The organism is Pontibacter populi (assembly GCF_040278685.1).
Taxonomy (GTDB): Bacteria; Bacteroidota; Bacteroidia; order Cytophagales; family Hymenobacteraceae; genus Pontibacter; species Pontibacter populi.
In genome coordinates, this window is sequence record NZ_JBEOKT010000007.1 from 99,297 (window position 1) to 123,782 (window position 24,486).

The 24,486-nt window shown below is 46.0% G+C and carries 21 protein-coding genes; 11 read left to right on the forward strand and 10 right to left on the reverse strand.

Annotation, left to right across the window (positions count from 1 at the left end; translation table 11 throughout):
* Positions 1-25 precede the first annotated feature (25 nt).
* The 6 genes from ABS362_RS09860 to ABS362_RS09885 form a co-directional block, all read right to left on the reverse strand.
* Positions 26-436, reverse strand: a complete 411-nt coding sequence (locus ABS362_RS09860) for a hypothetical protein (RefSeq protein WP_350412277.1) — start codon at positions 434-436, stop codon at positions 26-28.
* Between the two features lie 231 nt (positions 437-667).
* Positions 668-2,011 carry an MBL fold metallo-hydrolase gene (locus ABS362_RS09865; RefSeq protein ID WP_350412278.1) on the reverse strand — a complete coding sequence of 448 codons (1,344 nt, stop codon included), beginning with the start codon at positions 2,009-2,011 and terminating at the stop codon, positions 668-670.
* A 43-nt stretch (positions 2,012-2,054) separates the two neighbouring features.
* A complete protein-coding gene (locus ABS362_RS09870) occupies positions 2,055-2,435 on the reverse strand; it encodes a rhodanese-like domain-containing protein (RefSeq protein ID WP_350412279.1) in 381 nt (126 codons plus the stop codon).
* 111 nt (positions 2,436-2,546) lie between these two features.
* Positions 2,547-2,852: an ArsR/SmtB family transcription factor gene (locus tag ABS362_RS09875; RefSeq protein WP_350412280.1), complete on the reverse strand. Its 306-nt coding sequence runs from the start codon at positions 2,850-2,852 to the stop codon at positions 2,547-2,549.
* Positions 2,853-2,992: 140 nt separating this feature from the next.
* Positions 2,993-3,943, reverse strand: a complete 951-nt coding sequence (locus ABS362_RS09880) for a YeiH family protein (RefSeq protein WP_350412281.1) — start codon at positions 3,941-3,943, stop codon at positions 2,993-2,995.
* A 50-nt stretch (positions 3,944-3,993) separates the two neighbouring features.
* Positions 3,994-5,124: a BamA/TamA family outer membrane protein gene (locus tag ABS362_RS09885; RefSeq protein ID WP_350412282.1), complete on the reverse strand. Its 1,131-nt coding sequence runs from the start codon at positions 5,122-5,124 to the stop codon at positions 3,994-3,996.
* Between the two features lie 212 nt (positions 5,125-5,336).
* Here ABS362_RS09885 and ABS362_RS09890 point away from each other — a divergent pair, with 212 nt between their 5' ends.
* Together ABS362_RS09890 and ABS362_RS09895 are read left to right on the forward strand one after the other, a co-directional pair.
* Complete coding sequence (locus tag ABS362_RS09890; RefSeq protein WP_350412283.1) at positions 5,337-8,360, forward strand: amidohydrolase family protein; 3,024 nt, start codon at positions 5,337-5,339, stop codon at positions 8,358-8,360.
* 21 nt (positions 8,361-8,381) lie between these two features.
* The gene (locus ABS362_RS09895; protein ID WP_350412284.1) at positions 8,382-9,725 is read left to right on the forward strand and encodes an amidohydrolase family protein; all 1,344 of its coding nucleotides are present in this window, start codon (positions 8,382-8,384) and stop codon (positions 9,723-9,725) included.
* Between the two features lie 325 nt (positions 9,726-10,050).
* On the opposite strand, the gene ABS362_RS09900 is transcribed toward ABS362_RS09895, so the two are convergent.
* A complete protein-coding gene (locus ABS362_RS09900; protein WP_434086521.1) occupies positions 10,051-11,244 on the reverse strand; it encodes an aspartate aminotransferase family protein in 1,194 nt (397 codons plus the stop codon).
* A gap of 243 nt (positions 11,245-11,487) precedes the next feature.
* Here ABS362_RS09900 and ABS362_RS09905 point away from each other — a divergent pair, with 243 nt between their 5' ends.
* The 4 genes from ABS362_RS09905 (at position 11,488) to ABS362_RS09920 (ending at position 16,491) form a co-directional block, all read left to right on the forward strand.
* Complete coding sequence (locus ABS362_RS09905; protein WP_350412285.1) at positions 11,488-13,836, forward strand: TonB-dependent receptor; 2,349 nt, start codon at positions 11,488-11,490, stop codon at positions 13,834-13,836.
* A gap of 19 nt (positions 13,837-13,855) precedes the next feature.
* Complete coding sequence (locus ABS362_RS09910) at positions 13,856-14,755, forward strand: DUF4249 domain-containing protein (protein ID WP_350412286.1); 900 nt, start codon at positions 13,856-13,858, stop codon at positions 14,753-14,755.
* Between the two features lie 307 nt (positions 14,756-15,062).
* Positions 15,063-16,196: a sensor histidine kinase gene (locus tag ABS362_RS09915; protein ID WP_350412287.1), complete on the forward strand. Its 1,134-nt coding sequence runs from the start codon at positions 15,063-15,065 to the stop codon at positions 16,194-16,196.
* Positions 16,197-16,311: 115 nt separating this feature from the next.
* The gene (locus tag ABS362_RS09920) at positions 16,312-16,491 is read left to right on the forward strand and encodes a hypothetical protein (RefSeq protein ID WP_350412288.1); all 180 of its coding nucleotides are present in this window, start codon (positions 16,312-16,314) and stop codon (positions 16,489-16,491) included.
* Between the two features lie 54 nt (positions 16,492-16,545).
* On the opposite strand, the gene ABS362_RS09925 is transcribed toward ABS362_RS09920, so the two are convergent.
* Complete coding sequence (locus ABS362_RS09925; RefSeq protein WP_350412289.1) at positions 16,546-17,619, reverse strand: MBL fold metallo-hydrolase; 1,074 nt, start codon at positions 17,617-17,619, stop codon at positions 16,546-16,548.
* A 421-nt stretch (positions 17,620-18,040) separates the two neighbouring features.
* On the opposite strand from ABS362_RS09925, the gene ABS362_RS09930 reads away from it, so the two are divergent.
* The 5 genes from ABS362_RS09930 to ABS362_RS09950 all read left to right on the forward strand — a co-directional run bounded on the left by ABS362_RS09930 (position 18,041) and on the right by ABS362_RS09950 (position 21,501).
* Complete coding sequence (locus tag ABS362_RS09930) at positions 18,041-18,301, forward strand: hypothetical protein (RefSeq protein WP_350412290.1); 261 nt, start codon at positions 18,041-18,043, stop codon at positions 18,299-18,301.
* A gap of 93 nt (positions 18,302-18,394) precedes the next feature.
* A complete protein-coding gene (locus tag ABS362_RS09935; RefSeq protein WP_350412292.1) occupies positions 18,395-18,658 on the forward strand; it encodes a hypothetical protein in 264 nt (87 codons plus the stop codon).
* Between the two features lie 189 nt (positions 18,659-18,847).
* Complete coding sequence (gene pepE, locus ABS362_RS09940; RefSeq protein WP_350412293.1) at positions 18,848-19,567, forward strand: dipeptidase PepE; 720 nt, start codon at positions 18,848-18,850, stop codon at positions 19,565-19,567.
* A 146-nt stretch (positions 19,568-19,713) separates the two neighbouring features.
* Positions 19,714-21,123 carry a 23S rRNA (uracil(1939)-C(5))-methyltransferase RlmD gene (rlmD, locus tag ABS362_RS09945; RefSeq protein ID WP_350412295.1) on the forward strand — a complete coding sequence of 470 codons (1,410 nt, stop codon included), beginning with the start codon at positions 19,714-19,716 and terminating at the stop codon, positions 21,121-21,123.
* Positions 21,124-21,132: 9 nt separating this feature from the next.
* Positions 21,133-21,501, forward strand: coding sequence for a hypothetical protein (locus ABS362_RS09950; RefSeq protein WP_350412296.1), 369 nt, complete (start codon positions 21,133-21,135; stop codon positions 21,499-21,501).
* Positions 21,502-21,576: 75 nt separating this feature from the next.
* Here the strand turns inward: ABS362_RS09950 and thiL are convergent, their stop codons facing one another.
* Both thiL and ABS362_RS09960 read right to left on the reverse strand, forming a co-directional pair.
* Positions 21,577-22,602: a thiamine-phosphate kinase gene (gene thiL / locus ABS362_RS09955; protein WP_350412297.1), complete on the reverse strand. Its 1,026-nt coding sequence runs from the start codon at positions 22,600-22,602 to the stop codon at positions 21,577-21,579.
* Between the two features lie 296 nt (positions 22,603-22,898).
* The gene (locus ABS362_RS09960) at positions 22,899-24,221 is read right to left on the reverse strand and encodes a peptidoglycan DD-metalloendopeptidase family protein (RefSeq protein ID WP_350412298.1); all 1,323 of its coding nucleotides are present in this window, start codon (positions 24,219-24,221) and stop codon (positions 22,899-22,901) included.
* Between the last annotated feature and the right edge of the window lie 265 nt (positions 24,222-24,486).

Consider the following 24,486-nt stretch of genomic DNA (forward strand, 5'->3'; position numbering starts at 1 on the left):
AGGCTTATTTTTAAGAAATGGCTACTTAAGCTTCTATGAGCCACTTCATGCCTTCTTCTTTATCAGAAAAATTCTTCACCTGGAAACGGGTTTTGCCCAGAGCTTCGGCGCGGGTAATTACAGACTCAAGGGCCAACTGGTGAAACACACTGACAGGCATAATTCTGGCAAGTCTTTTCAGGTTTGTCTGGGAAAGCAGCTCGTAAAACTCAACAGACATCCACTCTTTGGCATTGGGTGTAAGGGCGCCAATTGCCTGACCGTTTGCCAGCGCACGTTCTATTTTTGTGTCGCGTAGTACTTCGTAAAGTTTTGTGCCACCGGTTATCAGTTCATCTTCGGATACATGGCGAAGCCATTCGGAGTAAAGCAGGTTGCCTTCCAGGTTGACCTCTATTTTATAGAAGTCGGTTTCATAAGCGGTGTTGAAAGGCATAGTGGCTAATTGGAAAATTAATGTTGTATTCTGGCAGAGTCAGTAGTTTGCAACTATCAAAAGTAAGACAAAAAAGTGGATAAATATACGTGTTGAACGGTAAATTATTAGAGGCTATTGAAACGGGAAAAACCTATAGTTAGCGCAAACTATAAGCTAACGTCCGGAAGCGAAATAAAAGAAAAAGCCTGCGGTTTAAGGCAGGCTTTGAGTTGCGTAATTAGTATATAGTTAGTGTGTTATCATCTTAAAGGAATTGATAGCATCGCTCAGGTCGTAAACCGGGATATCAAGGGCCTGCTCCAGTATACTTTGCCCTGCAGCAGAACGGTAACCGGCAGCGCAATGCACCATCAGTGGTTTGTCTTTTGGTATCTCATTTAACCGCTCGCGTAGTTCCGGCAATGGTATAGTTACAGCACTTTCGAAGATCTTGCCATCCTTCACTTCTCCTGTGTTACGGATATCAACTATCGTATACTTTTCAGGGTTATTGCTGAAGTCGTCAAGGTCAGTCTGCAGGCTTTTTTGTGGGAGTGTAGTTGGCGTAAGCAGCGCACCTTTAATGTTACCTTCATAACCAATTTTAGCCGATTTGCGGATCACGGAATTAAGCACTTCTTCGTTCTCAGCTACCAGGTAAAACTTTTCAGAAGGGCCAACTATAGAACCAAGCCAGGTCTCAAATTTGCCGCCTTCCTGTATGTTTATGCTGTTCGGTAGGTGTCCTTTTTTAAACTGATCCTGCGGACGTGTATCAACTATAAGTGCGCCTTCTTCCAGCTTTGCGTCGTTATTCAGGCGTGGTACAGCGTTTATGCCATCTTCAAAACTTCCGGCTCCGGCTTTGTTCATGCTCACATCGTGCCCGAAATACTTCGGTATAAAAGGCTGGTCCTGCAGCAGTGTTTTCACAAAATCATCCTCGCTCATATCCTGCAGGGCATAGTTGGTGCTTTTTTCGCGACCTATAGTAGAGTAGGTATCTGAGCTAAGGTTTTTCCCACAAAGAGAGCCGGCTCCGTGGGCAGGGTAAACCAGTACTTCTTCGTCCAGTTTCTTGAAAACGTTGTTTGTTGTATGGTACATTTGCTTTGCCAGTTCTTCGCGTTTGGCTGTCAGGTTGCCTACGTTTTCGCGTAGGTCCGGGCGGCCGACATCGCCTACAAAAAGAGCATCGCCGGTAAAGGCAGCGTGTTGTTTTCCGTTCTCATCAAGCAAAAGTATAGTTACCGAGTCAGGGGAGTGACCGGGTGTGTTCAGGGCACGAAGTGTTAGTTTGCCTAGTTTCAGCTCGTCGCCGTCGTCAAAAGGCTTATGGTCGTAATCGGCTCCGAGTAGCTGGCTTACATAAATGGTAGCGCCAGTTTTTTTTGCAATTTCCAGGTGCGAGCTTACAAAGTCGGCGTGGGGGTGGGTTTCAAAAACTGCTACTATCTCAGCATTATTCTCTTTTGCAAAATTGTAGTAAGGTTGTGGGTCACGGGCCGGGTCTACGAGGGCCATTTTACCTTCACTAATAATGGCATAACTGGCATGTGCCAGGCCTTTATCATAAAATTGCTCGATCTTCATTCTGGTTGGGTGTAAGCGTTATAGTTTTATGTAGGGATAGCGTTTATTCCTGTGTTGGCAGACCGGCGCTTTTAAGGTCCTCGTAACCGCCAATATTATACACATTCTTAAAGCCGGCTTCTTCCATCAGTTTAGCGGCTTTTCCACTTCGGTTTCCGCTTTTGCAGTAAAGATAATAGGTCTTTTCTTTATCCCAGTCATTTATGCTTTTGGCAAAGGTGCCATCCAGCAGATCAGCGTTGGATGCCCCGGTCAAATGCCCTGCCTCAAACTCCTGGGTAGTGCGCACATCAACCAAAACACCCTCTTTCTTAGCTTGTTCCTTATATTCGGTGGCTGATATCGTTTTAACGCCAGTGCCATCCTGTTGCGGCTGGCTGCAGCTAAAAAGCCCGGCTAGTAAAATTCCAAAGATCAGTTTCATATGTTTTATCCGTTTATAGTTGAGAAGTTAAAGATACCGAATGTTGCTGTATTTTGCCTTAAAAGTGGCTGTAATTAAGTGCTGATGTAGTGTTCGTAATCCGCCATCAGCTTAAAATTTACGACAGCCGTTTATGCATTCAATAATGTGGCTGATGGTGGTATCGGTAAGCGAATAATAAACGTTTTTGCCTTCGCGTTTTGTATCCAGCACGCCCTTATCGCGCATGTTGGTAAGGTGATGCGAGAGCAACGACTGCTCGATATGCAACGCCTCCTGTAGCTCGGTCACGCTAAGGCGGTCGCGTTGCTCCAGCAGGTCTATAATACTGATGCGTATCGGGTGTGCTACGCTCTTTAAAACATAGGCAGCTCGTTCCAACTTCTTCTTATCTAACCTTATCTGTAAGCTGTTCATAATATCGTGTTTATTGATTACATGAACATATATTCATGCATACTAAAACAGTACAATTTTTAAGCGCATCAAGTTCCTGATAAACAGAAATATAGTTCACGGGTAAAGCGCGTCCGGTGCAGAAAAAGAGTAAACTATAGTTAGATGAGGTAAAGAACAGCAGCAAGCGAAACGCCTGCCACAAGCAGCCACAGTAATAAACCTTGCCAGAACGGACGAACACTTATCATTTTTAAAGTAGCCGGATTTACGTTAACCCCAATCAGGAAGAGGCTGAGCACCAGGAGTTTTTTGGCTATAGTTACAACCATAGGCGCTATAGTTGCAACCGGTCCTGCAAAGGTAAAAAGCACAGAAGCCAGTAAAAACAGGGGTATAAAAAGCGGCAGTTTCAGTTTGGTCTCCTTGCTTTTGAACAGGAATGCGGATAGTAAGACCATCGGTACGATCCAGAGGGCGCGGGTAAGTTTAAGGGTGGTGGCGATCTGTAGTGCTTCGTTGCCAAACTTGCTGGCTGCCCCAACCACCGAACTGGTGTCGTGTATGGCAATGGCGGCCCACATGCCAAACTGCTGCTGTGTTAAGTTTAGCCACTCACCGGCAACCGGAAACACAAATAGCGCCACCGCATTCAGGATAAAAACGATAGCCAGCGATACAGATATTTCCTGTGGTTCGGCTTTTATAGTTGGTGCTACCGCCGCAATGGCGCTGCCACCGCAAATAGCAGTACCAACCCCAACCAGGTGCGATAGTTTTGGCCTAATCTTAAAAGCCCTGCCAATAAAGTAACCTGCTGTCAATGTCAGGATAAGGGACGTTGCGGTGTAAACTATACCCATCAGCCCGGTCTCGCTTACCTGGTAAAGATCGATGCCAAAACCAAGCCCGACCACGGCCACCTGCAACGCATATTTAGAGGCAATTATAGTATATTTCTGCCACGGATTACCCAGCAACAAACCAACTATAAGACCGGCCAGCAAAGCCAGGGGCGCCGTAAAAGCAGGTATTAAAACTATAGCCAGCACAAACCCCACCACGACGATCTTTTGAAGTAACGGAAGTTTGTGAAGCAGCGGGAAAGACATTTAGTTTTTTAGGGTAGCTGTTTTGCAAAGGTATACTTTACGTTACAAACCTAAAAAGCTTCACCTAACACAACAAAAAAGTTTATGCCCTCTCTGCCATAACCTGCATCTACTCTTATGTTTATCTTTTCCTCAGGGTTTAGGGCAAATCGTAAGCCGGTGCCTATAGTGTATTTTAGCTTGTCAAATTCCAGGTCAGCGGTGTTGTCAAACACATCGCCTACACCCGTAAAAGCTACCATGCTAAACCGCCTCCACACCGGGAAACGATATTCTGCCTGCGTGGCTATCACATTTTTTGCCATGTAACGGCTTCGGGCGTAGCCACGCAGTAAACGGTCGCCGCCTATAGTTGCCATCCGCATAAAAGGTACTTCGTCGGTGTTTATAGTCAGTACTGTATTGCTGGCTAAAATATGGTTTGGCTTTATGGTAAAGTACTTACTGAAGTTAACGTTATAGTTACTGTAATCAAAATCGCCACCCAGCAAACTGCCAAACCTGTACCCCGACACTTCCAGCAACATGCCATTGCCAGCATACGACACATTATCGCGGCTATCAAGCAGAAATACCAGTCCAAGGCCATTATTCAGGCCCCCTTTGTAGCCGCTTATAGCCCGTTCTTCCAGCTGGCTTGGCCTGTCTTCGGCAATGGGGTTGGTTTTATGGTTGTAGTATTTGGTAAGCTGCAGATCAGGGCCCAGGAACATGCGTTTGCCAATATTTTTAAGTCCGGCCAGTTTTGTCCCGATCATGTCGTATTCGTATTTCTCTTCATCATCCAGCGAACTGTTATTGCCGGTGCCGTAAAACCGATCGGTGTACACGCGGTGGCGCAGTTCACCACGAAGCAGGTATCGTTCATCACGGGTAAAAATGGTCCATTCCAGCCACTGGTCCATCTGCTTGTTCAGGGTATAGTCTGCAATCAGTTTAGCTGATGAAAGACGGGTGTAACTACTGTCAACTTTGCTTTGCAGTTTAATAAATCCGATTAGGGCCACGCCAAAGCCCAGTTTTGTGTCGGGTGTATAGTACAGCACCGGGATTGGTATCAGGCCTTTCGTTTTTTCTTTAGATACAACTGTAGAGTCCGGGGTTTGTGCTATAGTGGAAGACAGGAATGCAGGGCACAGCAAGGCCAGTAGCGAAATCAGCAGGATGTTACGAAAGCGCATAAATGTATAGTAAGAATTTTAGCCGCCATACAAGCAGGTGCTACTTGCAAATAGCTAAGCTCGGAGTAAGATACTATCTAATTTTGATAAAATCCAACGTCTGGGAACCAATGATATTTTTTAATGATTGTTCTCAGTATTAACAGCCATATCATTATATTTGATTGACCTAAACTTACTCTAAAACTATACTCTCACTTTTACTATAACCCATGAAGAAAATCTTAACCATTGCAGCCTGTCTTGCTTTAGGAGCCGGCAGCGCGATGGCGCAGGAGACTTTTCCGCGCAATGGCGTGTACGACGAGCGCCCGGGACTGGTAGCGCTTACCAACGCCACCATTCACACCGATTACAAAACCACACTAACCAACGCTACACTTATTATCCGTAATGGTAAAGTAGAAGCTGTGGGTACCAATGTAAAAGTGCCTGCGGGCGCTGTAGTAGTTGATGCCAAAGGCAAGCACATTTACCCGGGGTTCGTGGATATGTACAGCAACTATGGTTTGCCGGAAGTAAAGCGACCGCAGCGTACCTGGGGCGGAGCGCCGCAACTGGAATCGAACAAACAAGGAGCTTATAACTGGAACCAGGCTATCCGCCCGGAGACCAATGCTGTAGAACTGTTTAAAGCTGATAAAAAACAAGCCGAAGAACTGCGTAAGCAAGGCTTCGGTACAGTACTGACCATACATCAGGATGGTATTTCCCGTGGTACTGCCGCCCTTGTAACACTAGCCGACAAACGCGAGAACGAAGTTATAGTTCTGGACAAAGCTGCTGCCGCGCTGTCCTTCGACAAAGGTAGTTCAACCCAGGATTACCCAAGCTCTTTAATGGGTTCGATTGCCCTGTTGCGCCAAACCTACCTGGATGCAAAATGGAATGCGCAGAACCCGGGCCGTGAGCAGAACATCTCATTAAAGGCATTTACAGATGCCGGTAAATTCCCGCAGATATTTGAAGCCGATGATAAACTGGGTGTGCTGCGTGCCGACAAAGTGGGTGATGAGTTTAAAACACAGTATATCATTAAAACCAACGGCGACGAGTACCAGATGCTGAAGGAAGTGAAGGCGACAAATGCGCCGCTCATCGTTTCAGTTAACTACCCGGATGCCTATAACGTGGAAGACCCTTATGATGCGCGTAGAGTGCCACTGGAGGCTATGAAACACTGGGAAATGGCTCCTTCAAACGCCGGTATACTTGCCAAAGCAGGTGTTACATTTGCCTTCACCGCGTCTGACCTGAAAGATAAAAAAGACTTTTTGCCGAATGTGCGCAAAGCGGTAAACTATGGCTTGTCGGAAGAAGAAGCACTGAAAGCCCTGACAGCCACGCCAGCTAAATTACTGAAAGCCGAGCACATGGTTGGTAGCCTGGGCGAAGGTAAACTGGCCAACTTTATAGTTACATCCGGCAACCTGTTCGCCAACGATAACATTATCCTGGAGAACTGGGTGCAGGGCGACCGCTACAAGATTACAGAAGTGCCATCAGATTACAGAGGCGTTTACACCTTAAAGATCGGCAACAACACATCCAAGAAACTGAAAATTGCCGGTACACCTGATAAGCCGGAGCTTTCTGTTATCGGTGCCGACACGGTAAAAGGCAAGATCACTTTCAGTGGCAACTTGGTTACGCTTTCTTTTGCCGACAGCAAAAAGAGCAACGAAACGATACGCCTGAGCGGCTGGCTGGCTGATAAAAGCCTGCAGGGCGAAGGCCAGTTGCCGGATGCAAGCTCGGTTAAATGGTCGGCTACATTCTCGGAAGCCATGACGCAGCAGGATAAAAAGGATTCCGCCAAAAAAGCTGAGTTAGTTGAAGTTGGCCAGTTGATCTACCCGTTCCGTGCTTATGGTGCTGCTGAAATGCCAAAGCAGGAAACTGTACTTATCAAAAATGCCACTGTCTGGACGAACGAGAAAGATGGTAAACTGGAGAATGCGGATGTACTGCTGAAGAATGGCAAAATTGCTAAAGTAGGCAAGAACCTGAGCGAATCCGGAGCCAAAGTAATAGACGGAACTGGCAAGCACGTAACACCGGGTATCATAGACGAACACTCGCACATCGCCCTGAACGCCGTGAACGAAGGCAGCCAGGCCGTGACCGCCGAAGTACGCATGCAGGATGTGGTTAACTCTGACGACATCAACATTTACCGTCAGCTGGCTGGTGGTGTTACTACTTCACAGTTGCTGCACGGTTCGGCTAACCCGGTTGGTGGTCAGTCGGCTATTATAAAACTGCGCTGGGGTAAAAGCCCGCAGGACCTGTTGGTTGATGGTGCTGATGGCTTCATCAAATTTGCATTAGGCGAGAACGTGAAGCAAAGCAACTGGGGTAATGCGCAAACTATACGTTTCCCGCAATCCAGAATGGGTGTGGAGCAGGTGTATATAGATGCCTTTACAAGAGCCAAAGAATACGAACAAACCTGGAAGAACTATAACAAGCTATCAAAAAGACAGCAGTCTAAAACCGCAGCACCGCGCCGCGACCTGGAACTGGAAACATTGGTAGAGATTCTGAATGGCAAACGTCACATTACCTGCCACTCTTACGTGCAGTCTGAAATTAACATGATGATCAAGGTAGCTGACCAGATGGGCTTTAAAGTGAACACGTTCACGCACATCCTGGAAGGATATAAAGTGGCTGATAAAATGGCACAGCACGGAGCTGGCGGCTCAACCTTCTCTGACTGGTGGGCTTACAAAATGGAAGTGAAAGATGCGATACCACAGAATGCAGGTATCATGCACAACCTGGGCGTAGTTACAGCCATTAACTCTGATGATGCCGAGATGGCCCGCCGCCTGAACCAGGAAGCTGCCAAAAGCGTGAAGTATGCCGGCGTAAGTGAAGAAGATGCACTGAAAATGGTAACACTAAACCCTGCTAAACTTTTGCACCTGGATGATAGAATGGGTAGCCTGAAAGCCGGTAAAGATGCCGACGTGGTACTATGGAACAACCACCCGCTGTCTATCTACGCTCGCCCTGAAAAGACCTTTGTGGATGGTGTAGCTTACTACGATGCCGAACGCGACGAACAACTGCAGCAGGACATGGAAAAAGAGCGCATGCGCCTGATTCAGAAAATGCTGACTGCCAAAGCCGGTGGTGCTAAAACGCAGAACCCAACTATAAAAAAGGCGAGCGTTATGCACTGCGAAGATGTAGAGCACCACGAGGAAGAAAGCTACCTGGCGTACTAATTTTTAAAGCTGATTTAAGACATGAAAATTCATAAAAGATATATATCCGCTTTTGCAGCTTTATTGCTGAGTACTGCTGCATTTGCGCAGGTGCCCGCTCCGGCTGCTAAACAAAGCAAACCTGTGTTGCTGAAAGGTGCGACCCTGCACGTAGGCAATGGCAAGGTAGTAGAGAATGCTGCTGTAGGCTTTGAAAATGGCAAGATAACCTATGCTGGTCCGCAGAGTGGCGCTAACTTAAGCGGCTACGAAGTGGTAGACGTAACAGGCCAGCACATTTACCCGGGCCTTATCCAGCCAAACTCTAGCCTTGGGTTAAATGAGATTGAAAGCGTGCGTGCAACTATAGACTGGCGCGAAGTAGGTGATTTCAATCCAAACGTGCGTTCTGTAGTTGCCTATAACACGGATTCCGATATCATCCCGACGGTACGTGCCAATGGCGTACTGATGACTCAGCTTACACCGATAGGCGGAACTATAGCTGGCTCATCGTCGGTGGTGCAGCTGGATGCCTGGAACTGGGAAGATGCCGTTGTAAAAGCTGATGGAGGTATACACCTGAACTGGCCAGCTATGCTGATCCCGACTGGCAACAAAGAGCAGGACGAGCGCCTGAACCGCATGAAAGACCGCCGCGAAGAAACACTGCGCGATTTGGGTCAGTTGCTGAGCGACGCTGCTGTGTTTAAGGCTGCCAAGAACGGTACCGAAAATCTAAAGCTAAGCTCTATGGCTGGTTTGTTTGATGGCTCTAAGAAACTATACATCCATGCCAACTATGGCAAAGAGATCATCGAGTCGGTTAATTTTGTGAAGCAGCATGGTGTAAAGGATATTGTTATAGTTGGAGCGGGCGATGCCCTGGCCGTAGCTGATTTCCTGAAGGCGAACAACATTCCGGTTATTTACTCCGGAGTTCACGCCCTGCCATCTCGTGCCGAAGAAGATGTGTACCAGCCCTACAAAACACCTTACCTGCTGCACAAAGCCGGCATCCAGTTCGCGTTAGATTACGATTTGAGCATTCACGGCACACGTAACCTGCCTTTTATAGCCGGTACAGCAGCAGCCTTCGGTTTAGATAAAGAGCAGGCGCTGGCTTCTGTAACACTAAACACAGCTAAAATTTTAGGTATCGACAAGCATGCTGGTTCTGTAGAAGTTGGCAAAGACGCAACTATAGTAGTATCATCCGGCGACCTGCTGGATATGCGCACCAATAACGTAACGCACGCTTTCATTCAGGGCCGTAAAATCAACCTTAACGACAAGCAACAGTATCTGTACAAAAAGTTTGACGGTAAATATAAGGATCAGAAGAAGCAGGAGCCCGCAGGTGCTACGACTTCAACTGGCAACTAATTTATAGCTTGAACTATAGTTTAACCGGGCTGGCAGTTTCTGTCAGCCCGGTTTTTTTATGCCTTCTGTTTTATTGTCATTTAGACCAGTGTGAGAAATCTGAGTTTTATATTTGAAGTTACTTGCAAATGGGATTGTAGAGACGGGTCGCGACCTGTCCGCGTGACAGGCTGTAACTATAGGACTAAAAAGCCAAAGGAAACAATAGCAGAAAAATCCCCTCTTGGGAGGGGCAGGGGTGGGTAAAAACAATAACTATAAAACTAGACACTAGCAGGTGCTGCGCACGCTGCTAGGTCCTCAACATCCTGATTCAGACAACGGCTTACTTCCCAACCGTCTCATTAATAGACCGAAGGATGATCTCGCAGGCTTCTTCTATTTGAGCTTCAGTTATAGTTAGCGGCGGAGCAATACGCATGGAGTTATCGCAGAACAGGAACCAGTCGGTAAGTACGCCATTCTCAATAGCTCTGTCAATAATAGCTTTCAGAACATCAAACGACTCAAACTCGGCTGCCATCATCAAACCACAATTGCGTATCTCCTTGATGCGCGGATGAACTAACAGTTTCTTGAATAACTCGGCTTTTGCGGCAACACCTTCTAAAAGATTCTCTTGCTGTATAGTTTGCAAGGTAGCCAGCGATGCAGCGCAGGACACCGGGTGACCGCCAAAGGTAGTACAGTGGCCAAGTATAGGGTCAGTTTTAAAAGCAGCCATGATCTCTTGCGGCGCTATAAAAGCCCCGATGGGCATTCCCCCACCCATTCCTTTAGCGCACAGTAAAATATCAGGCTCAATATCAAATTGCTCGAAAGCCCAGAATGTGCCGGTGCGGCCAAAACCACATTGTATCTCATCTAAAATCAGCAAGGCACCAACTTCAGTACAGCGGGCACGCAGGTGTTGCAGGTACCTGTTTTCAGGTACACGTACGCCGGCTTCGCCTTGTACGGTCTCAACTATAACCGCTGCTGTGCGGGTCGTAATGTCCTGCAGGTCGGGGAGGTTAATGTAACGAATGTGGCGAACATCGGGCAATAGCGGGCGGAACGCATTTTTAAAACTCTCGCTGCCATTTACAGATAAGGCACCTTGCGTAGAACCGTGATAGGCATTTCTGCACGAAATAAGTTCGGTGCGGCCGGTGTAGCGTTTTGCAAGTTTTAAAGCGCCTTCTACAGCTTCGGTTCCGGAGTTAAGCAAATACACATTGTTAAGGCGAGGTGGCAGTGTGCTGGTGAGTGCTTCGGATAGTTTGGCCTGTGGAGCCTGCACAAATTCGCCGTACACCATCAGGTGCATATACTTTTCCAGTTGTTCTTTTATGGCATTCACCACGCGCGGGTGACGGTGACCAACATTGCTTACCCCAATTCCTGAGATCAGGTCCAGGTAGCGTTCGCCGTTTGCTCCATACATATACACCCCTTCGGCCTTCTCCACTTCAATCATAAGCGGAAAATCTGATGTTTGCGCCTGGTGCTTTAAAAATAACTGCCTCATCGAAATCATAGTGCAAAGGTAGGCAATTATAGGTGAATGGGTATTCTGAAATGATTGTATTGATCTTGCTTAAACATTAAAAGAAGGCTATAATTCCAGCCATCTGATTTGTATATAAAAAGCAGTGTTCTATAGGTGATTATAAAGCTTTTGTATACTATTTTCCGAATAAACTAAAACTTCTATTCTTGGCCCGATTATAGCTAGCAAAAATTAAATATTTTTGTAGAATCGTTTAATTGTTTAGTAGCTATGAAACAACTTTTTACACTCCTGCTGCTTATGTGCAGTGTAGGTATCACCTTTGGCCAAAGTAAGTATACCATAAGCGGTTACGTGCGCGAAAAAGGCAGCGGCGAGCAACTTATCGGGGTCAGTATTTTCCAGCCGGGTACAGTTATCAGCACAAGCACCAACACCTACGGGTTTTACTCCCTTACTTTGCCTGCTACAGATTCCGTTCGGCTGGCTTTTGGCTACCTTGGCTACAAACAGGAAGTCCGAACTATAGCAATGCGCCAGAATTTGGAGCTTAACATCGATCTGCAACGAATTGAAACTTCTTTAAAAGAAGTGGAAGTGGTAGCCGAACGTGTTGAGAAAGTGAGCCGGTCGGTGGAGATGAGCAAGATCGATGTGCCGGTTACGCAGATAAAGAATATACCGATGCTGCTGGGCGAGAAGGATGTAATGAAAGTGTTGCAGCTAATGCCGGGTGTGCAGAAAGGCAGCGAAGGCAACAGCGGAATTTATGTGCGCGGCGGCGGCCCGGATCAGAACCTGATTATACTGGATGATGCTACCGTTTACAATGCTTCGCACCTGTTCGGTTTCTTCTCGCTGTTTAACGGCGATGCGCTTAAAAGTGTAGAGCTGACCAAAGGCGGATTCCCGGCTCGCTATGGCGGCAGGCTGTCTTCGGTGATAGAGCTTAACATGAAAGAAGGCAACAAAGAAGAGATTCACGGAGAAGGTGGCATCGGGCTTATATCATCCAGGCTGATGGTGGAAGGACCGTTGAAGCAAGGAAAATCTTCGTTCCTGATCTCGGGGCGCAGAACGTATGCCGATGTACTGGCCCGGCCGTTTATGCCAAATGAGGAGAAAGTAGGCTATTACTTTTATGACTTGAACACAAAAGTGAATTACGACTTTGGCCGCAAAAACAAACTATACCTGAGCGGCTACTTCGGGCAGGACCGCTTTTATTACAAAGATGACAACGAAGACAGTGAAACTAACGGTGGCGTAAACTGGGGCAATGCAACAGGCACACTTCGCTGGAATCATCTTTTTAACGAACAGCTTTTCGCCAACACATCCCTCATTTTCAGCCGCTACAAATTCAACATCTCAGCAGAAGAAAAGGATGATGAAAGCCAGTATGAACTGAACTACTTTTCAGGTATTCAGGATGCCGCGCTTAAGTTTGATATAGATTACCTGCCAAGTCCGCAACACTCCATTAAAGCTGGTTTCCAGTCTACGTTCCATATGTTTACGCCAAGTGCGCTGGTTGTAAAAGATTCGGATATGGATGGCGCAAAAAATAGTGAACAAAAGCTCAGCAGCCTGGAGTCGTCGGTTTACGTGGAGGATACTTATAAGCCGACTCCGAATCTAAGGTTTAATGCCGGTTTCCGGTTAAGCCATTTTGCTACAGAGGGTAAAAGCTATTTTATGCCCGAACCACGCATATCAGCAGCCTATAACCTGCGCGATGACCTGGCGGTGAAAGCCTCTTATGCCCGCATGAACCAGTATGTGCACCTGATCAGCAACACCGGTATTGGCCTACCAACCGACCTTTGGGTACCAACTACAGACCGCCTCGCGCCGCAAAGGTCACAGCAGGTAGCAGTAGGCATTGCCAAAGATTTCCTGGAGAAGGACCTGGCACTAACGATAGAAGGCTACTATAAAAAATCGGATAACATTATTGGTTACAAAGAAGGAGCCAGCTTTTTGATTGTGGAGGACCCGGAAAGTGCTGAAGAAGTAAGCTGGGAAGATAATATTACGGCAGGGCAGGGCTGGTCTTACGGATTAGAGTTCCTGTTGCAGAAAAAAGTAGGTCGTTTCTCGGGTTGGGCTGGCTACACGTTATCCTGGTCGCAGCTGCAGTTCGACTCGCTTAACTATGGCAAAAAGTTCTATGCCCGCTACGATCGTCGCCACGATATTTCATTGGTTGGAGTTTACGAGCTACGCGATAATATCACGTTATCTGGTACCTGGGTTTATGGTACAGGCAATGCCGTTACCATGCCCGTAGGTACCTACAAAGATGGCCCAAACAAACCCTCGAAATTCAATTCGTCATCGTACTATTACACCAAAACCATAGTTGATTATGGTGAGCGCAACAGTAGCCGCATGGCTGCTTACCACCGCATGGATGTGGGTATACAGTTCCATAAAAAGAAGAAGTGGGGAGAGCGCACCTGGGAGATCAGTTTTTACAATGCTTACAACCGCAAAAATCCATTTTTCTATTACATAGAGGAAGAGTATTACAACGAGAACGAGTCGGAGACCAAGCTCAAGCAGGTTTCCCTTTTCCCGATCATCCCGTCAGTTAGTTATGGTTTCAAGTTCTAGTTTGTAGAGTTAATCTGATATGAAAATAATATACATAATATCATTCCTGTTACTGAGCGCTATAGTTGGATTAACCGGCTGTGAAAGTGTTGTTGAAAACTTAGATTCTTTTGAGGGCAAATCTAAACTGGTGATAGTTTCTTATATCTCGCCACAGGACACGATGCTTGTAGTACAGATACAAAAAACGCAACCTGCCATTGGCAGAAAAATGACGGATGAGCAGCTGAAAGTAAAAGATGCTATAGTTACTATTTCGGATGGAGCTTCGGTAGTTGCACTGGCTTACAACCCGGAAAGGTTACAATACGAAGCAGATGCCCGTACATGGCCGATTACTGCCGGTAAAACTTATAGTTTAAAAGTAATGTCACCGGCAGGAAATGCCGAAGCAAGCTGCACTATACCTGCTACCGAGGGCATCGAGATAACGGAGATACAAGCACCTTACACGATAGAAAAAGATTACTATGGCAAGGATATTCGCCGGTATTCGGTAAGCTATACCTGGCGTGATGCACCTGGGATTACGAACTATTACCGAACCCTGGCTTACAAACAGTATACTTACACTGATCCCGTTAATGGTAAAAAGTTCATACAGAGAGAGGGGCTATATTGGGACTATGGCGATGGTAACATACATACCGACACAGAAACCCAGAATGACCTATTATCTACAGAGAAACTGTCTTACTACGAGTACAATTATGAGTCGATAGATAAGCCCTTCCATATTTATGCCGTGCTGGTAGTGGCCGATAGAAATTATTACCTGTACCAACAGTCATTGGATAACCAGGGGGAGAATAGTGGTAACCCGTTTGCCGAGCCTTATGTGATGTACACCAACATTGAAGGAGGCCTAGGCGTTTTTGCCGGTTATAACCAAGTGGTGTCCAGGTTAGAGTTGGAATAGAACGTAACGCAGAAGCCCGGTCGTATTGATCGGGCTTTTTTGTTGAAGCGGTAAAACGGAGATGGTATTTGAAGTAACGCTATAGTTTAGGTTAATTTAGGTGTGCAGAAACCTTAATGCGGTAATAACTATAAATAGCACGCTTTATCTTGCTTTACTACAAAACCAAACTATAAACTAAAAGTATAGTAAAGATTGCGATCAATATTGCATTTAATAGATCAGATTTAGTTGGTTCCGTAGCATAGTTCTTCCTAATTTAGAGGTTAAGCTTTACTTTATTATTAAAACTCGTACTGCCTCACATATGAGTACATTACAAGACCCTTTGCCTGCCCCGCAGGAAAATACCAAAGAAAAACGTAACGCCGGTAACGAGGAACTATACCGTTTGCTTATTGAAGGCGTAAGCGACTATGCTATTTTTATGCTGGATAAAACAGGGCATATTATAACATGGAACAAAGGCGCCGAACATATCAAGGGTTATAAGGCCGAAGAGATCATCGGCAAACACTTCTCTACTTTTTACCCGCAGGAGGCCTTAGAAAGAAACTACCCCCAGTTCGAACTTACCAAGGCCCTGGCCGAAGGTAAATTTGAAGATGAGGGCTGGCGCGTACGAAAAGACGGCACACAGATATGGGCCAACGTGATTATTACTGCTGTTTACAACAAGCAGGGGAAGCATATCGGTTTTTCAAAAGTAACCCGGGACCTTTCGGAGCGCCGTAAGAACGAAGAGCTGATGCTGAAAAACCAAGAGCTGCTCCGCATCAATACCGACCTGGATAATTTCGTTTACACCGCCTCTCACGATTTAAAAGCTCCTGTTATTAACCTCGAAGGCCTGGTAGAGGTACTGAAAGAAGACCTGGAGGAAAACAAACACGAAGAGATACTTAACCGGATATCCTCTTCTATCAGCAGGTTAAAGAACGTAATAAACGACCTGACTGATATAGCCAGGCTGCAGGACGCAAGTGCCGGAAAAGAAGCTGTAATACTGGCCGAGCTTTTTGAAGAAGTAAAAGAAGACCTGGAGTTTGCTATTTCTAAAAGTAATGCCCGCATCATTTCAGACCTGAAAGACTATAGTTTATCTAAATATCCTAAAAATAACCTGCGCAGCATTTTATATAACCTGCTTTCTAATGCCATAAAATACGCATCGCCGGGGCGGGTACCCGTAATAACCCTGAAACTGGAAAAGCCTACACCTGACCAACTGGTACTTAGTGTGTCTGATAACGGCCTGGGCATGAGCGAGTCGCAACGACAGAAGGTGTTTCAGATGTACAGGCGGATGCATACCCATGTAGAGGGCTCCGGACTTGGCCTGTACATTGTAAAAAGAATGCTTGAAAACAACGGCGACGAAATAGAGGTGCAGAGCGAGGAAGGAAAGGGATCTACGTTTAAAGTCATCTTTAAAGTATAACTATAGTTTCTGCCTTATAGTTGGTTTCTTAAAATTTGTACCGTTTATAAGCTGGTTTCGTACATAATAGGTAGCCTTCGGGTTGTAACATATGTATCATTAAACCAGATAGATTATGGCACAAGGAGATAAATCAGCCTACACTGATAAGCAGAAGCGCCAGGCGCAGCATATTGAGGAAAGCTATGAGAAGCGTGGTGTAAGCGATAAAGAAGCCGAAAAAAGAGCCTGGGCTACCGTAAATAAACAAGATGGCGGTGGCAAGAAAAGCGGTTCTGGCAGAGGCAAATCTTAAAAAGGAATGTATAAAAACAAAAAGGCCGGTAGCTCAAAACTACCGGCCTTTTTGTTAAGGATAATTATTGGTATGTGCCTGCGGATCGTCGTAGTCAGGGTCTATAGTTGCCGGGGTATCTGTTAATGGCCTGTTATGAGAAAATGGCCGTTCGGAAGTATAGATCTTCTCCGCTTTTTTTTTACCATTCCGGTTACGCAAAGTTAGTATTGCTGCTCCTGCAAGTGTAACCAAGCCAGCTGCCAGCAACACTTTATTTGCCGGGTTGCTTACCGCAGGCGGCACCGATACCACACCCATTTCGTCGGTTATAGCTGGCTCCTGCACATAACGCCCACGCTCAGGCACAGCAGTCTGCCAGAATTCGCGCACCAGTTCTTCGAGTTGCCATTGCAGTTTTGGTCCGCGCATCGGCATGCCGTGGCCTGTTGCTGCTACTGCAGGGCTTAGGTTTGCCAGTTTTTCGACGGAGTGGTGGGCGTCGGCCCAGTTGGTTGTATAGTATTTAGGAGGACCGTAAACATGCTTTTTCTGCGTCATTACTGCCGTCATCGATTCGCCGTGCCGTGTTATAAAGGCATCGCCGGCAATCAATACCCTGTCGCTTTCCCTGTAAAAAGAAACGTGACCAGCTGTATGCCCCGGCGTGTGCAACCACTTCCAGTCCGATAGGCCTGGCACAGATCCGTCCTGGGGCAACAGTTCTATATGGTTAGTAATGTTAATAGGCTTTTTAGGGTACAGGAACGACATATACGCCATACCGCCGCCGCCAACACTGGAATCTGGTGGCGGGTAGCTCGACCGGCCGGTCAGGTAAGGAAGCTCTAGTGGGTGTGCGTAAACAGGCACTTCCCATTCGCTGGCCAGTTCTTTTACAGCGCCAATATGGTCAAAATGTCCGTGAGTGAGCAGAATAGACCTTGGAGCGGTGTTTTGTCCGAAAAGTTCTTCGGCTGCCGCTTTTATTTTACTGGCAGAGCCATAAACACCGGTGTCGATCAGGGTCCAGTTGCCGTCTTGCTCGGTTACAAAATACAGATTCACGAAAACAGTCTTCATGCCCCAAACACCAGGCGCTACCGGAAAAGTGTGCTTGTACCGGTTATTCATTTCATTGGTTTCCATAGGTTTTAGTAGTAAAGTAATAGGGTAACTATAAGTACAGCAATAGTTAACTACGCACCTCCGTCTAAAGTGGCTGGCAACTATAAAACTAAATTTGTGAAAAGTAAAAGGAGGCTGATAATCAGTTTATTATCATATGAATATACTTAACAGCAACTATAAAAGCAAGGCAATTATAATTATGAGGAGGTAGCCTGCAGGGTTGCATTGTATCAGTTTATGATTTATATTACCATTACAAAAAGTATATACCTGCCACAAATGATGCTGTAACTATGAAATCCGGCCACTTTAGCAGGCAATTAATTGCACCGGTTTGAGTTAAGTATACAGGCACGCTTTTTGTAATTTTGTTTGTAGCTGCCGCACCTGCCATGGTGTAGCGGCGGAATTATTTTTCTGATATTGAAGTTAGAACAACATGGTTAACTTATTTGTACCTCCGAGCTATATGGCAGTTTATGCCAAATGTATAGATGCATCGATGCCGGCATTTGAGCCGGAAGAGTGGGTGGAAGAAGGCAAAATATATCCGGTGAAGCACTTTACAGAGCCCATGAACCAGGGCGATGGTTTTGCGATCACATTAATGGATGAAGATGGTGTTGAGATACATCCTTCTTCGTCGCACTGGAGCTTTGCTTCTCACCGCTTCGAGCTGTATACTTTATTTCTGAATTAAAATCTTTCAGTAACTATTTACGTTAATGAGAAAGGCTGCCATGAGCAGCCTTTTTTTTATTTCAGTTGGTTTGTGTAGTATCCGGTTTGAGTTATGATCAGCCCCGAAGAATTCAATGAGTTGCCCCCGCACCTGCAGGCAGAAATAGCCCTCACCGAAGGGCATTACCTGCATCACCGCATCAGAGGATGGTGTAAAATAGACCTGTACTGGCTTTACGATTTTTACGTGGAACTATGGTTTTTTTACGACCTTAGAAGCATTGGCCTGGTACGCGCCCTCACCACTTATCACGCCCTAGACCCCTATGCCGAAACTATAAAACTGAAGCTCTCTATCAATAAAGAGAAGGAGTGAAGTAGTTTGGGAGTTAAAAAGTTTGAAAGTTAGAAGGTTAGAAAGTTTATAAGTTATTAATTGTAGAGAAGCAATACCTTGCGTATTATACTTTAGCCGATCCAGCCATTAAACAATTCAACCTTCAGCAATCAATCAAAAATCAGGGTAACTATACTATAGCTCATTCAAATTCTATATTTTTGAAGTATGAGCAGAAATTTACTATTGATCAGCACATCAACTACGCATGGCACCGGTTACCTGGAGCATGCCGAAACAGAAATAAAAGAGTTACTGAAAGGGAAGAGCAGCATCCTGTTCGTTCCTTACGCACGCCCGAATGGCATTTCGCATAAAGACTACACAGCCAAGGCCCGCGAAACTTTTGAAAAGTGGGGGATAAGTGTAACCGGTGTACATGAATATGATAACCCGGTAAAAGCTGTGAACGAAGCAGAAGCTGTGTTTATAGGTGGCGGCAATACATTCCTGCTATTGAAGCAACTATATGCGAACAAACTGGTAGAGCCCCTGAAAGAGCGTGTTCGTAAAGGAATGCCTTACATAGGAACCAGTGCCGGCACAAACGTAGCTGGTAAAACTATAGGCACTACCAATGATATGCCGATCGTGCACCCTAAAACACTTGACGCCCTGGAACTGGTGCCTTTCAACATCAACCCACATTACCTGGACCCAATACCAGATTCGACACACATGGGCGAAAGCCGTGAAACCCGGATCCTGGAATTTCATGGCCATAACCGTCAGCCGGTAGTCGGTTTGCGCGAAGGCAGCATGTTGCGCGTAGAAAGCGATAAAATTCAGTTATTAGGTCCCTTAACAGCAAGAATTTTCCTGCAAGGCCAGAAACCGATGGAGTTTGCTCCGTCTGATGATATTGCCTTCTTACTGGAAGCATATTAAAATAAGGTTATAGTCTCAAAGCAAAACAGACAGCTGCTAACGTGGCTGTCTGTTTTGCTTTATAGTTGGGGTAGGGTGTAACTGAATCACATTGGTTTTGAGAATCCAAAAGCTAAATCATAAAAATTAGCTAATTTTGCAGCATCGTGAGAAAGCAGAAAAAAAAGACATTCGAGATACTCGAAAATATACGGATAGAGGAGATGGTGGCCGAAGGCAAATGCCTTGCGCGCCATAACAACATGGTTATTTTTGTAGGCGGTGTAGCTCCCGGCGACGTAGTGGACCTGCGCGTTACCAAAAAGAAGAAAAGCTTTATGGAAGCCGTGCCAGTGCAATTCAGAGAGTATTCTGAGTTACGCGTGCAGCCGTTTTGCGAGCATTTTGGCATTTGCGGCGGTTGCAAATGGCAGCACATCAGTTACGACACCCAGCTATTCTATAAAGAAAAACAGGTTAAAGATAACCTGGAGCGTATCGGGAAAGTTGTGCTACCGGCATTCGATCCGATCCTTGGTTCTAAGCAGGATAAATTTTACCGCAACAAACTGGAGTTCACGTTCTCAAGCTTCGGCTGGTTGACCAATGAGCAGATACAGTCTGGCCTTGACTACGACCGTAATGCGCTAGGTTTCCATATGCCGGGCCGATTTGATAAGATTCTGGACATTCAGCACTGTTACCTGCAACCAGATCCGTCTAATGCTATTCGCCTGGCAGTGCGCGATTATACTCGCGCTAAAGGATATGAGTATTATGATGCAGTAAAACAGACAGGCTTCCTTCGTAACCTCATCGTGCGTACAGCCAACACCGGCGACCTGATGGTAATCTTATTGGTTAAGTATGATGACCAGGAAGCTATACATGGTATTCTGGATGACCTGTATGCGAAGTTTCCGGAGATAACGTCGCTGCAGTATGTGGTGAATCCTAAAATGAACGATACTTTCCACGATCAGGAAGTGATCTGCTACATAGGGCAACCTTATATTTATGAGCAGATGGAGGATATCCGTTTCCAGGTGGGGCCAAAGTCGTTTTACCAGACCAACGCCGACCAGGCCTACGAATTATACCGCCTGACCCGCGAGTTTGCTGGCTTAACAGGAAACGAACTGGTATACGACCTTTATACCGGTGCCGGAACTATAGCCAACTTTGTAGCCCGCCAGGCCCGCGAAGTAATTGGCATTGAGTATGTGCCAAGCGCTATTGAGGATGCCAAAATCAACTCCGGTCTTAACAACATCACCAACACTACTTTTTATGCCGGCGATATGAAAGATATTTTGTCGGATGAGCTGATTGCCCGTCACGGAAGACCGGAAGTAGTGATAACCGACCCGCCACGTGCGGGCATGCACCCCGATGTGATAGAGAAACTGCTGCAGGTGCACGCTGACCGTATCGTTTATGTAAGCTGTAACCCGGCTACGCAGGCCCGTGACCTGGAACTGTTATCTGATAAATATGATGTAACACGTGTGCAGCCCGTGGATATGTTCCCGCAGACGCACCACGTTGAAAATATAGTTTTACTAACTGCAAAATAAGAAGCAACCATGGAAAACGATCCGGAATTAAACGGTAAATACCTGGGCACCATCTCGAAGGATTTTGTAGTGGTGGCCGAAACCCTGCGCGAAGCCTCTTATCAAGTGCGCAAACGCGATATCTCCAAGTACCCCATCTTTGTGTTCAGCAGAACGCAGGTGCCGGTTGGCTCCAACTTTCTGGCTAAAGAGGAAATGGCGCTGGAGTGGAATATTAATGCATCGTACCTCGAAGATTTTATGCAGCGCCAGCTGGTGTTGGAGGATAGGGTAGAAGACTTTAAAGCAGCTTATAAAGACCCTGATGAATTCTGTTGCCTGTTTGTAGTAGACGGGGAGTTTCAGAATTTCGTTTTTATCCCGTATCCGGAGGATTAAGGTTTTTGTGAAAGGAAATTGAAAAAGGAGAAGCCACTACAGCTTCTCCTTTCTTCTAAAACTTTAGATCAAACCTTAAAAATGCGTCCAGCCCTGGGCTTTTAGCGGGAAGGCCTGGCCGTGTTTGTTGGCTAAGTTTACACCATCGCTGGCTTCTGTAATCTTACCGATCAGGCTTACATCCGGAAGGTTCTTTAATTTCTCGTAATCTTCTAACGGAACTGTGAAAAGTAATTCGTAATCTTCGCCACCATTCAGCATACACATAACGGGGTCTAGGTTAAATTCCATAGCAGCTTCCAGCATCTGGTTGTCGGCTGGCAGGTTTTCGCGGTAAATAGTTGCCCCCACACCCGACTGCGAACAGATATGCATCAGCTCAGAAGCCAACCCATCCGACACATCGATCATTGAAGTTGGCTTTATGCCAAACTCTTTTAACTCATGTATCACATCCATTCGCGCTTCCGGTTTCAGCTGACGGCCAACAATGTATTCATACTTATCCAGTTGCGGTTGCATTTCCGGGTCGGCCATAAATGCCTGTTTCTCACGCTCCAAAACTTGTAAGCCCATATAAGCAGCTCCAATATCACCGGTAAGGCAGATCAGGTCGTTTACTTTGGCGCCGCTGCGCAAGGCGGCTTCCCCTTTTGCTACTTCGCCAATTGCTGTTATGCTTATCACTAAACCTGCTCTCGATGATGTGGTATCGCCACCAACCAGGTCCACTTTATAGTTCTCGCAGGCTAGTCTTATACCTTCGTATAGTTCGTCAATAGCTTCCACAGTGTAGCGGGCACCAACAGCAATGTTCACCGTAATCTGGGTCGGCTTCGCGTTCATGGCAGCAATGTCTGATACATTTACAGCTACGGCTTTATAACCTAAATGCTTAAGCGGGCAGAAGGTAAGGTCGAAATGTACACCTTCCAACAGCATATCGCTGGTTACGACCAGTTGTTTTTCTTCCGGCTCCAGTACAGCAGCATCATCGCCAATGCCTTTTATAGTTGATATGTGCTGTAGCACCACTTTCTCTTTTATGCGTCTGATCAGTCCAAACTCGCCTACTTCGCTTAGTGGAGTTAGTTCGCTCATAGTTCTATCTTAAATTGAATGGCTGCAAAATTACGAAATATAAGTGGAAGAAATGTGCGTTGCCTTTAGGAGTTGTCTCATTTCAAAATTGCTGGCGCGGGTTTGCAACTCGTGCCTTACTATAATATTACGTTTGTAACTCAACTGGGCATTACACCCAACTATAGTTCGTCACGGGCGAAGACTCTCGCGCTATAAATAATGCTTCTTTTGCTTTGATAAGAGTGTGAGTTAAAACAGAAAAAGCGCAACTATAAGCTGCGCTCTCCCTGAACCATGTTTCACTATAGTTAAAATTATGCTCCTTTTTGTGGTTCCTGTCTGTCTGATGCCAAAAGTTGTTGTTGCTGTTTGCCGTCGAAATTGATAGCCTGCATCTGGTTTATAGTTGCATCTTTCAACTGCTCAAACTCATCCAGATTGCTTTTCTTGACCGGGTCAGCAGACGGTAGTTTTACTCTGAGCGCATCTACCTGGCGGCCGTTTTTCCAGAAGCGATAGCAAAGGTGCGGACCAGTTGCAAGGCCTGTGCTGCCTACATAACCTATAGTTTGTCCTTGCTTTACGCGTTTGCCGGGGCGCATACCCTTCGCGAACCTGGACATGTGCAGGTATTGGGTAGTGTAGGTTTTGTTGTGCTTGATTTTTACATAATAGCCATTGCCACGGGTATACTTTGCTTCTAAAACTACGCCATCGCCAACAGTACGGATAGGTGTGCCAGAGCGAGCTGCAAAGTCGGTACCCAGGTGTGGTTTGTAGCGCTTTTGTACCGGGTGGAAACGGTTTTTAGAGAAACGGGAGCTTACACGGCTGTATTCCAGCGGTTCACGCAGGAAAGCTCTTTTCAGGCTTTTGCCGTCCTGGTCGTAGTAGCCGGCGCTTTTGCCCTGTTCAAACCGGATAGCGTACAGCTCTTTGCCTTCGTGCTCAAAATATGCTGACTTAATCTTGCCGAAACCGATCGTTTTGCCATTTACCACATGCTCGTCATAGATAAGTTTAAACTTATCTCCGGGCTGAAGGCGGTTCAGATCCAGGCGCCAGGCGTAGATATCGGCGAAGTGGTTTACGAGTTGCGCTGAGCCACCCGCTTCGGTTAATGCTACAAACAGTGAGTTCTGGATGATACCCGCAATTGCTCTTTCTACAGTATCAATCCTGCGTTTTTCCAACGTTACATTCAATTCCTTGCGCAGGTCATAGATCACATATTCGGTTTCGCTGGGCTCATAAATAAAATACTGGGCGGTTTTACCGGAGTCGGGCAGGTGCAGAATGGTATAGTTACGGTTGGCGCTGATGCGGCGCACATTAAATACGGGCTTCGATTTTTTGGCCAGTTCCGAAATGGTGGTCAGTGAAATGTTATAGTTGTCGAGTATTTCCGATAGATTTTCGCCACGCTCTACTTTGGATTCTACTATCTCCAGGGAGTCGGTTGGGATGCCGTAAACGATAGGAGCCGGAGCTTTTACTTCGGGTTTTGGAGCAGGAGCTACCGGATTTGGTTTACTGTGAGCACTGGCTTTTTCGAAAGTCAGGTTTTGTACTACCGTGAAAAACACGAGCAGGGATATAGCTATCAGCAGAGCTAATCCGACACTACGTTTGAACATTACTGTGGCCTTTTGTTGAAAAATCGACACGAAAATATGGCTTAAACAATAGAAATAAAAATTGTTTGCCGCACAATAATCAGATTATAAATTAGTTAGGATGATTTTTGAATAGCTTGATATAGCACTTGTGTTGCACTTACTGTAAAGCCTGATTGTACTATGCTTATGTAGTTGTTTTGCTATGTAGCTATAGTTCAGGTATTTATAGTTGTTTTTCAGTTGTAGGTAACAAGAGCATTATTGCTTTAAAAAATCTTTTATA

Bases quoted from the DNA above. Each gene is read 5' to 3' on its own strand.
- ABS362_RS09890 (WP_350412283.1), top strand. From the start codon at position 5,337: ATGAAGAAAATCTTAACCATTGCAGCCTGTCTTGCTTTAGGAGCCGGC.
- ABS362_RS09960 (WP_350412298.1), bottom strand. From the start codon at position 24,221: ATGTTCAAACGTAGTGTCGGATTAGCTCTGCTGATAGCTATATCCCTG.
- pepE (WP_350412293.1), top strand. From the start codon at position 18,848: ATGAGCAGAAATTTACTATTGATCAGCACATCAACTACGCATGGCACC.
- thiL (WP_350412297.1), bottom strand. From the start codon at position 22,602: ATGAGCGAACTAACTCCACTAAGCGAAGTAGGCGAGTTTGGACTGATC.
- ABS362_RS09935 (WP_350412292.1), top strand. From the start codon at position 18,395: ATGATCAGCCCCGAAGAATTCAATGAGTTGCCCCCGCACCTGCAGGCA.
- ABS362_RS09885 (WP_350412282.1), bottom strand. From the start codon at position 5,124: ATGCGCTTTCGTAACATCCTGCTGATTTCGCTACTGGCCTTGCTGTGC.
- ABS362_RS09870 (WP_350412279.1), bottom strand. From the start codon at position 2,435: ATGAAACTGATCTTTGGAATTTTACTAGCCGGGCTTTTTAGCTGCAGC.
- ABS362_RS09875 (WP_350412280.1), bottom strand. From the start codon at position 2,852: ATGAACAGCTTACAGATAAGGTTAGATAAGAAGAAGTTGGAACGAGCT.
- ABS362_RS09915 (WP_350412287.1), top strand. From the start codon at position 15,063: ATGAGTACATTACAAGACCCTTTGCCTGCCCCGCAGGAAAATACCAAA.
- ABS362_RS09910 (WP_350412286.1), top strand. From the start codon at position 13,856: ATGAAAATAATATACATAATATCATTCCTGTTACTGAGCGCTATAGTT.
- ABS362_RS09950 (WP_350412296.1), top strand. From the start codon at position 21,133: ATGGAAAACGATCCGGAATTAAACGGTAAATACCTGGGCACCATCTCG.
- ABS362_RS09900 (WP_434086521.1), bottom strand. From the start codon at position 11,244: ATGATTTCGATGAGGCAGTTATTTTTAAAGCACCAGGCGCAAACATCA.
- ABS362_RS09880 (WP_350412281.1), bottom strand. From the start codon at position 3,943: ATGTCTTTCCCGCTGCTTCACAAACTTCCGTTACTTCAAAAGATCGTC.
- ABS362_RS09905 (WP_350412285.1), top strand. From the start codon at position 11,488: ATGAAACAACTTTTTACACTCCTGCTGCTTATGTGCAGTGTAGGTATC.
- ABS362_RS09920 (WP_350412288.1), top strand. From the start codon at position 16,312: ATGGCACAAGGAGATAAATCAGCCTACACTGATAAGCAGAAGCGCCAG.
- ABS362_RS09895 (WP_350412284.1), top strand. From the start codon at position 8,382: ATGAAAATTCATAAAAGATATATATCCGCTTTTGCAGCTTTATTGCTG.
- ABS362_RS09865 (WP_350412278.1), bottom strand. From the start codon at position 2,011: ATGAAGATCGAGCAATTTTATGATAAAGGCCTGGCACATGCCAGTTAT.
- ABS362_RS09930 (WP_350412290.1), top strand. From the start codon at position 18,041: ATGGTTAACTTATTTGTACCTCCGAGCTATATGGCAGTTTATGCCAAA.
- ABS362_RS09860 (WP_350412277.1), bottom strand. From the start codon at position 436: ATGCCTTTCAACACCGCTTATGAAACCGACTTCTATAAAATAGAGGTC.
- ABS362_RS09925 (WP_350412289.1), bottom strand. From the start codon at position 17,619: ATGGAAACCAATGAAATGAATAACCGGTACAAGCACACTTTTCCGGTA.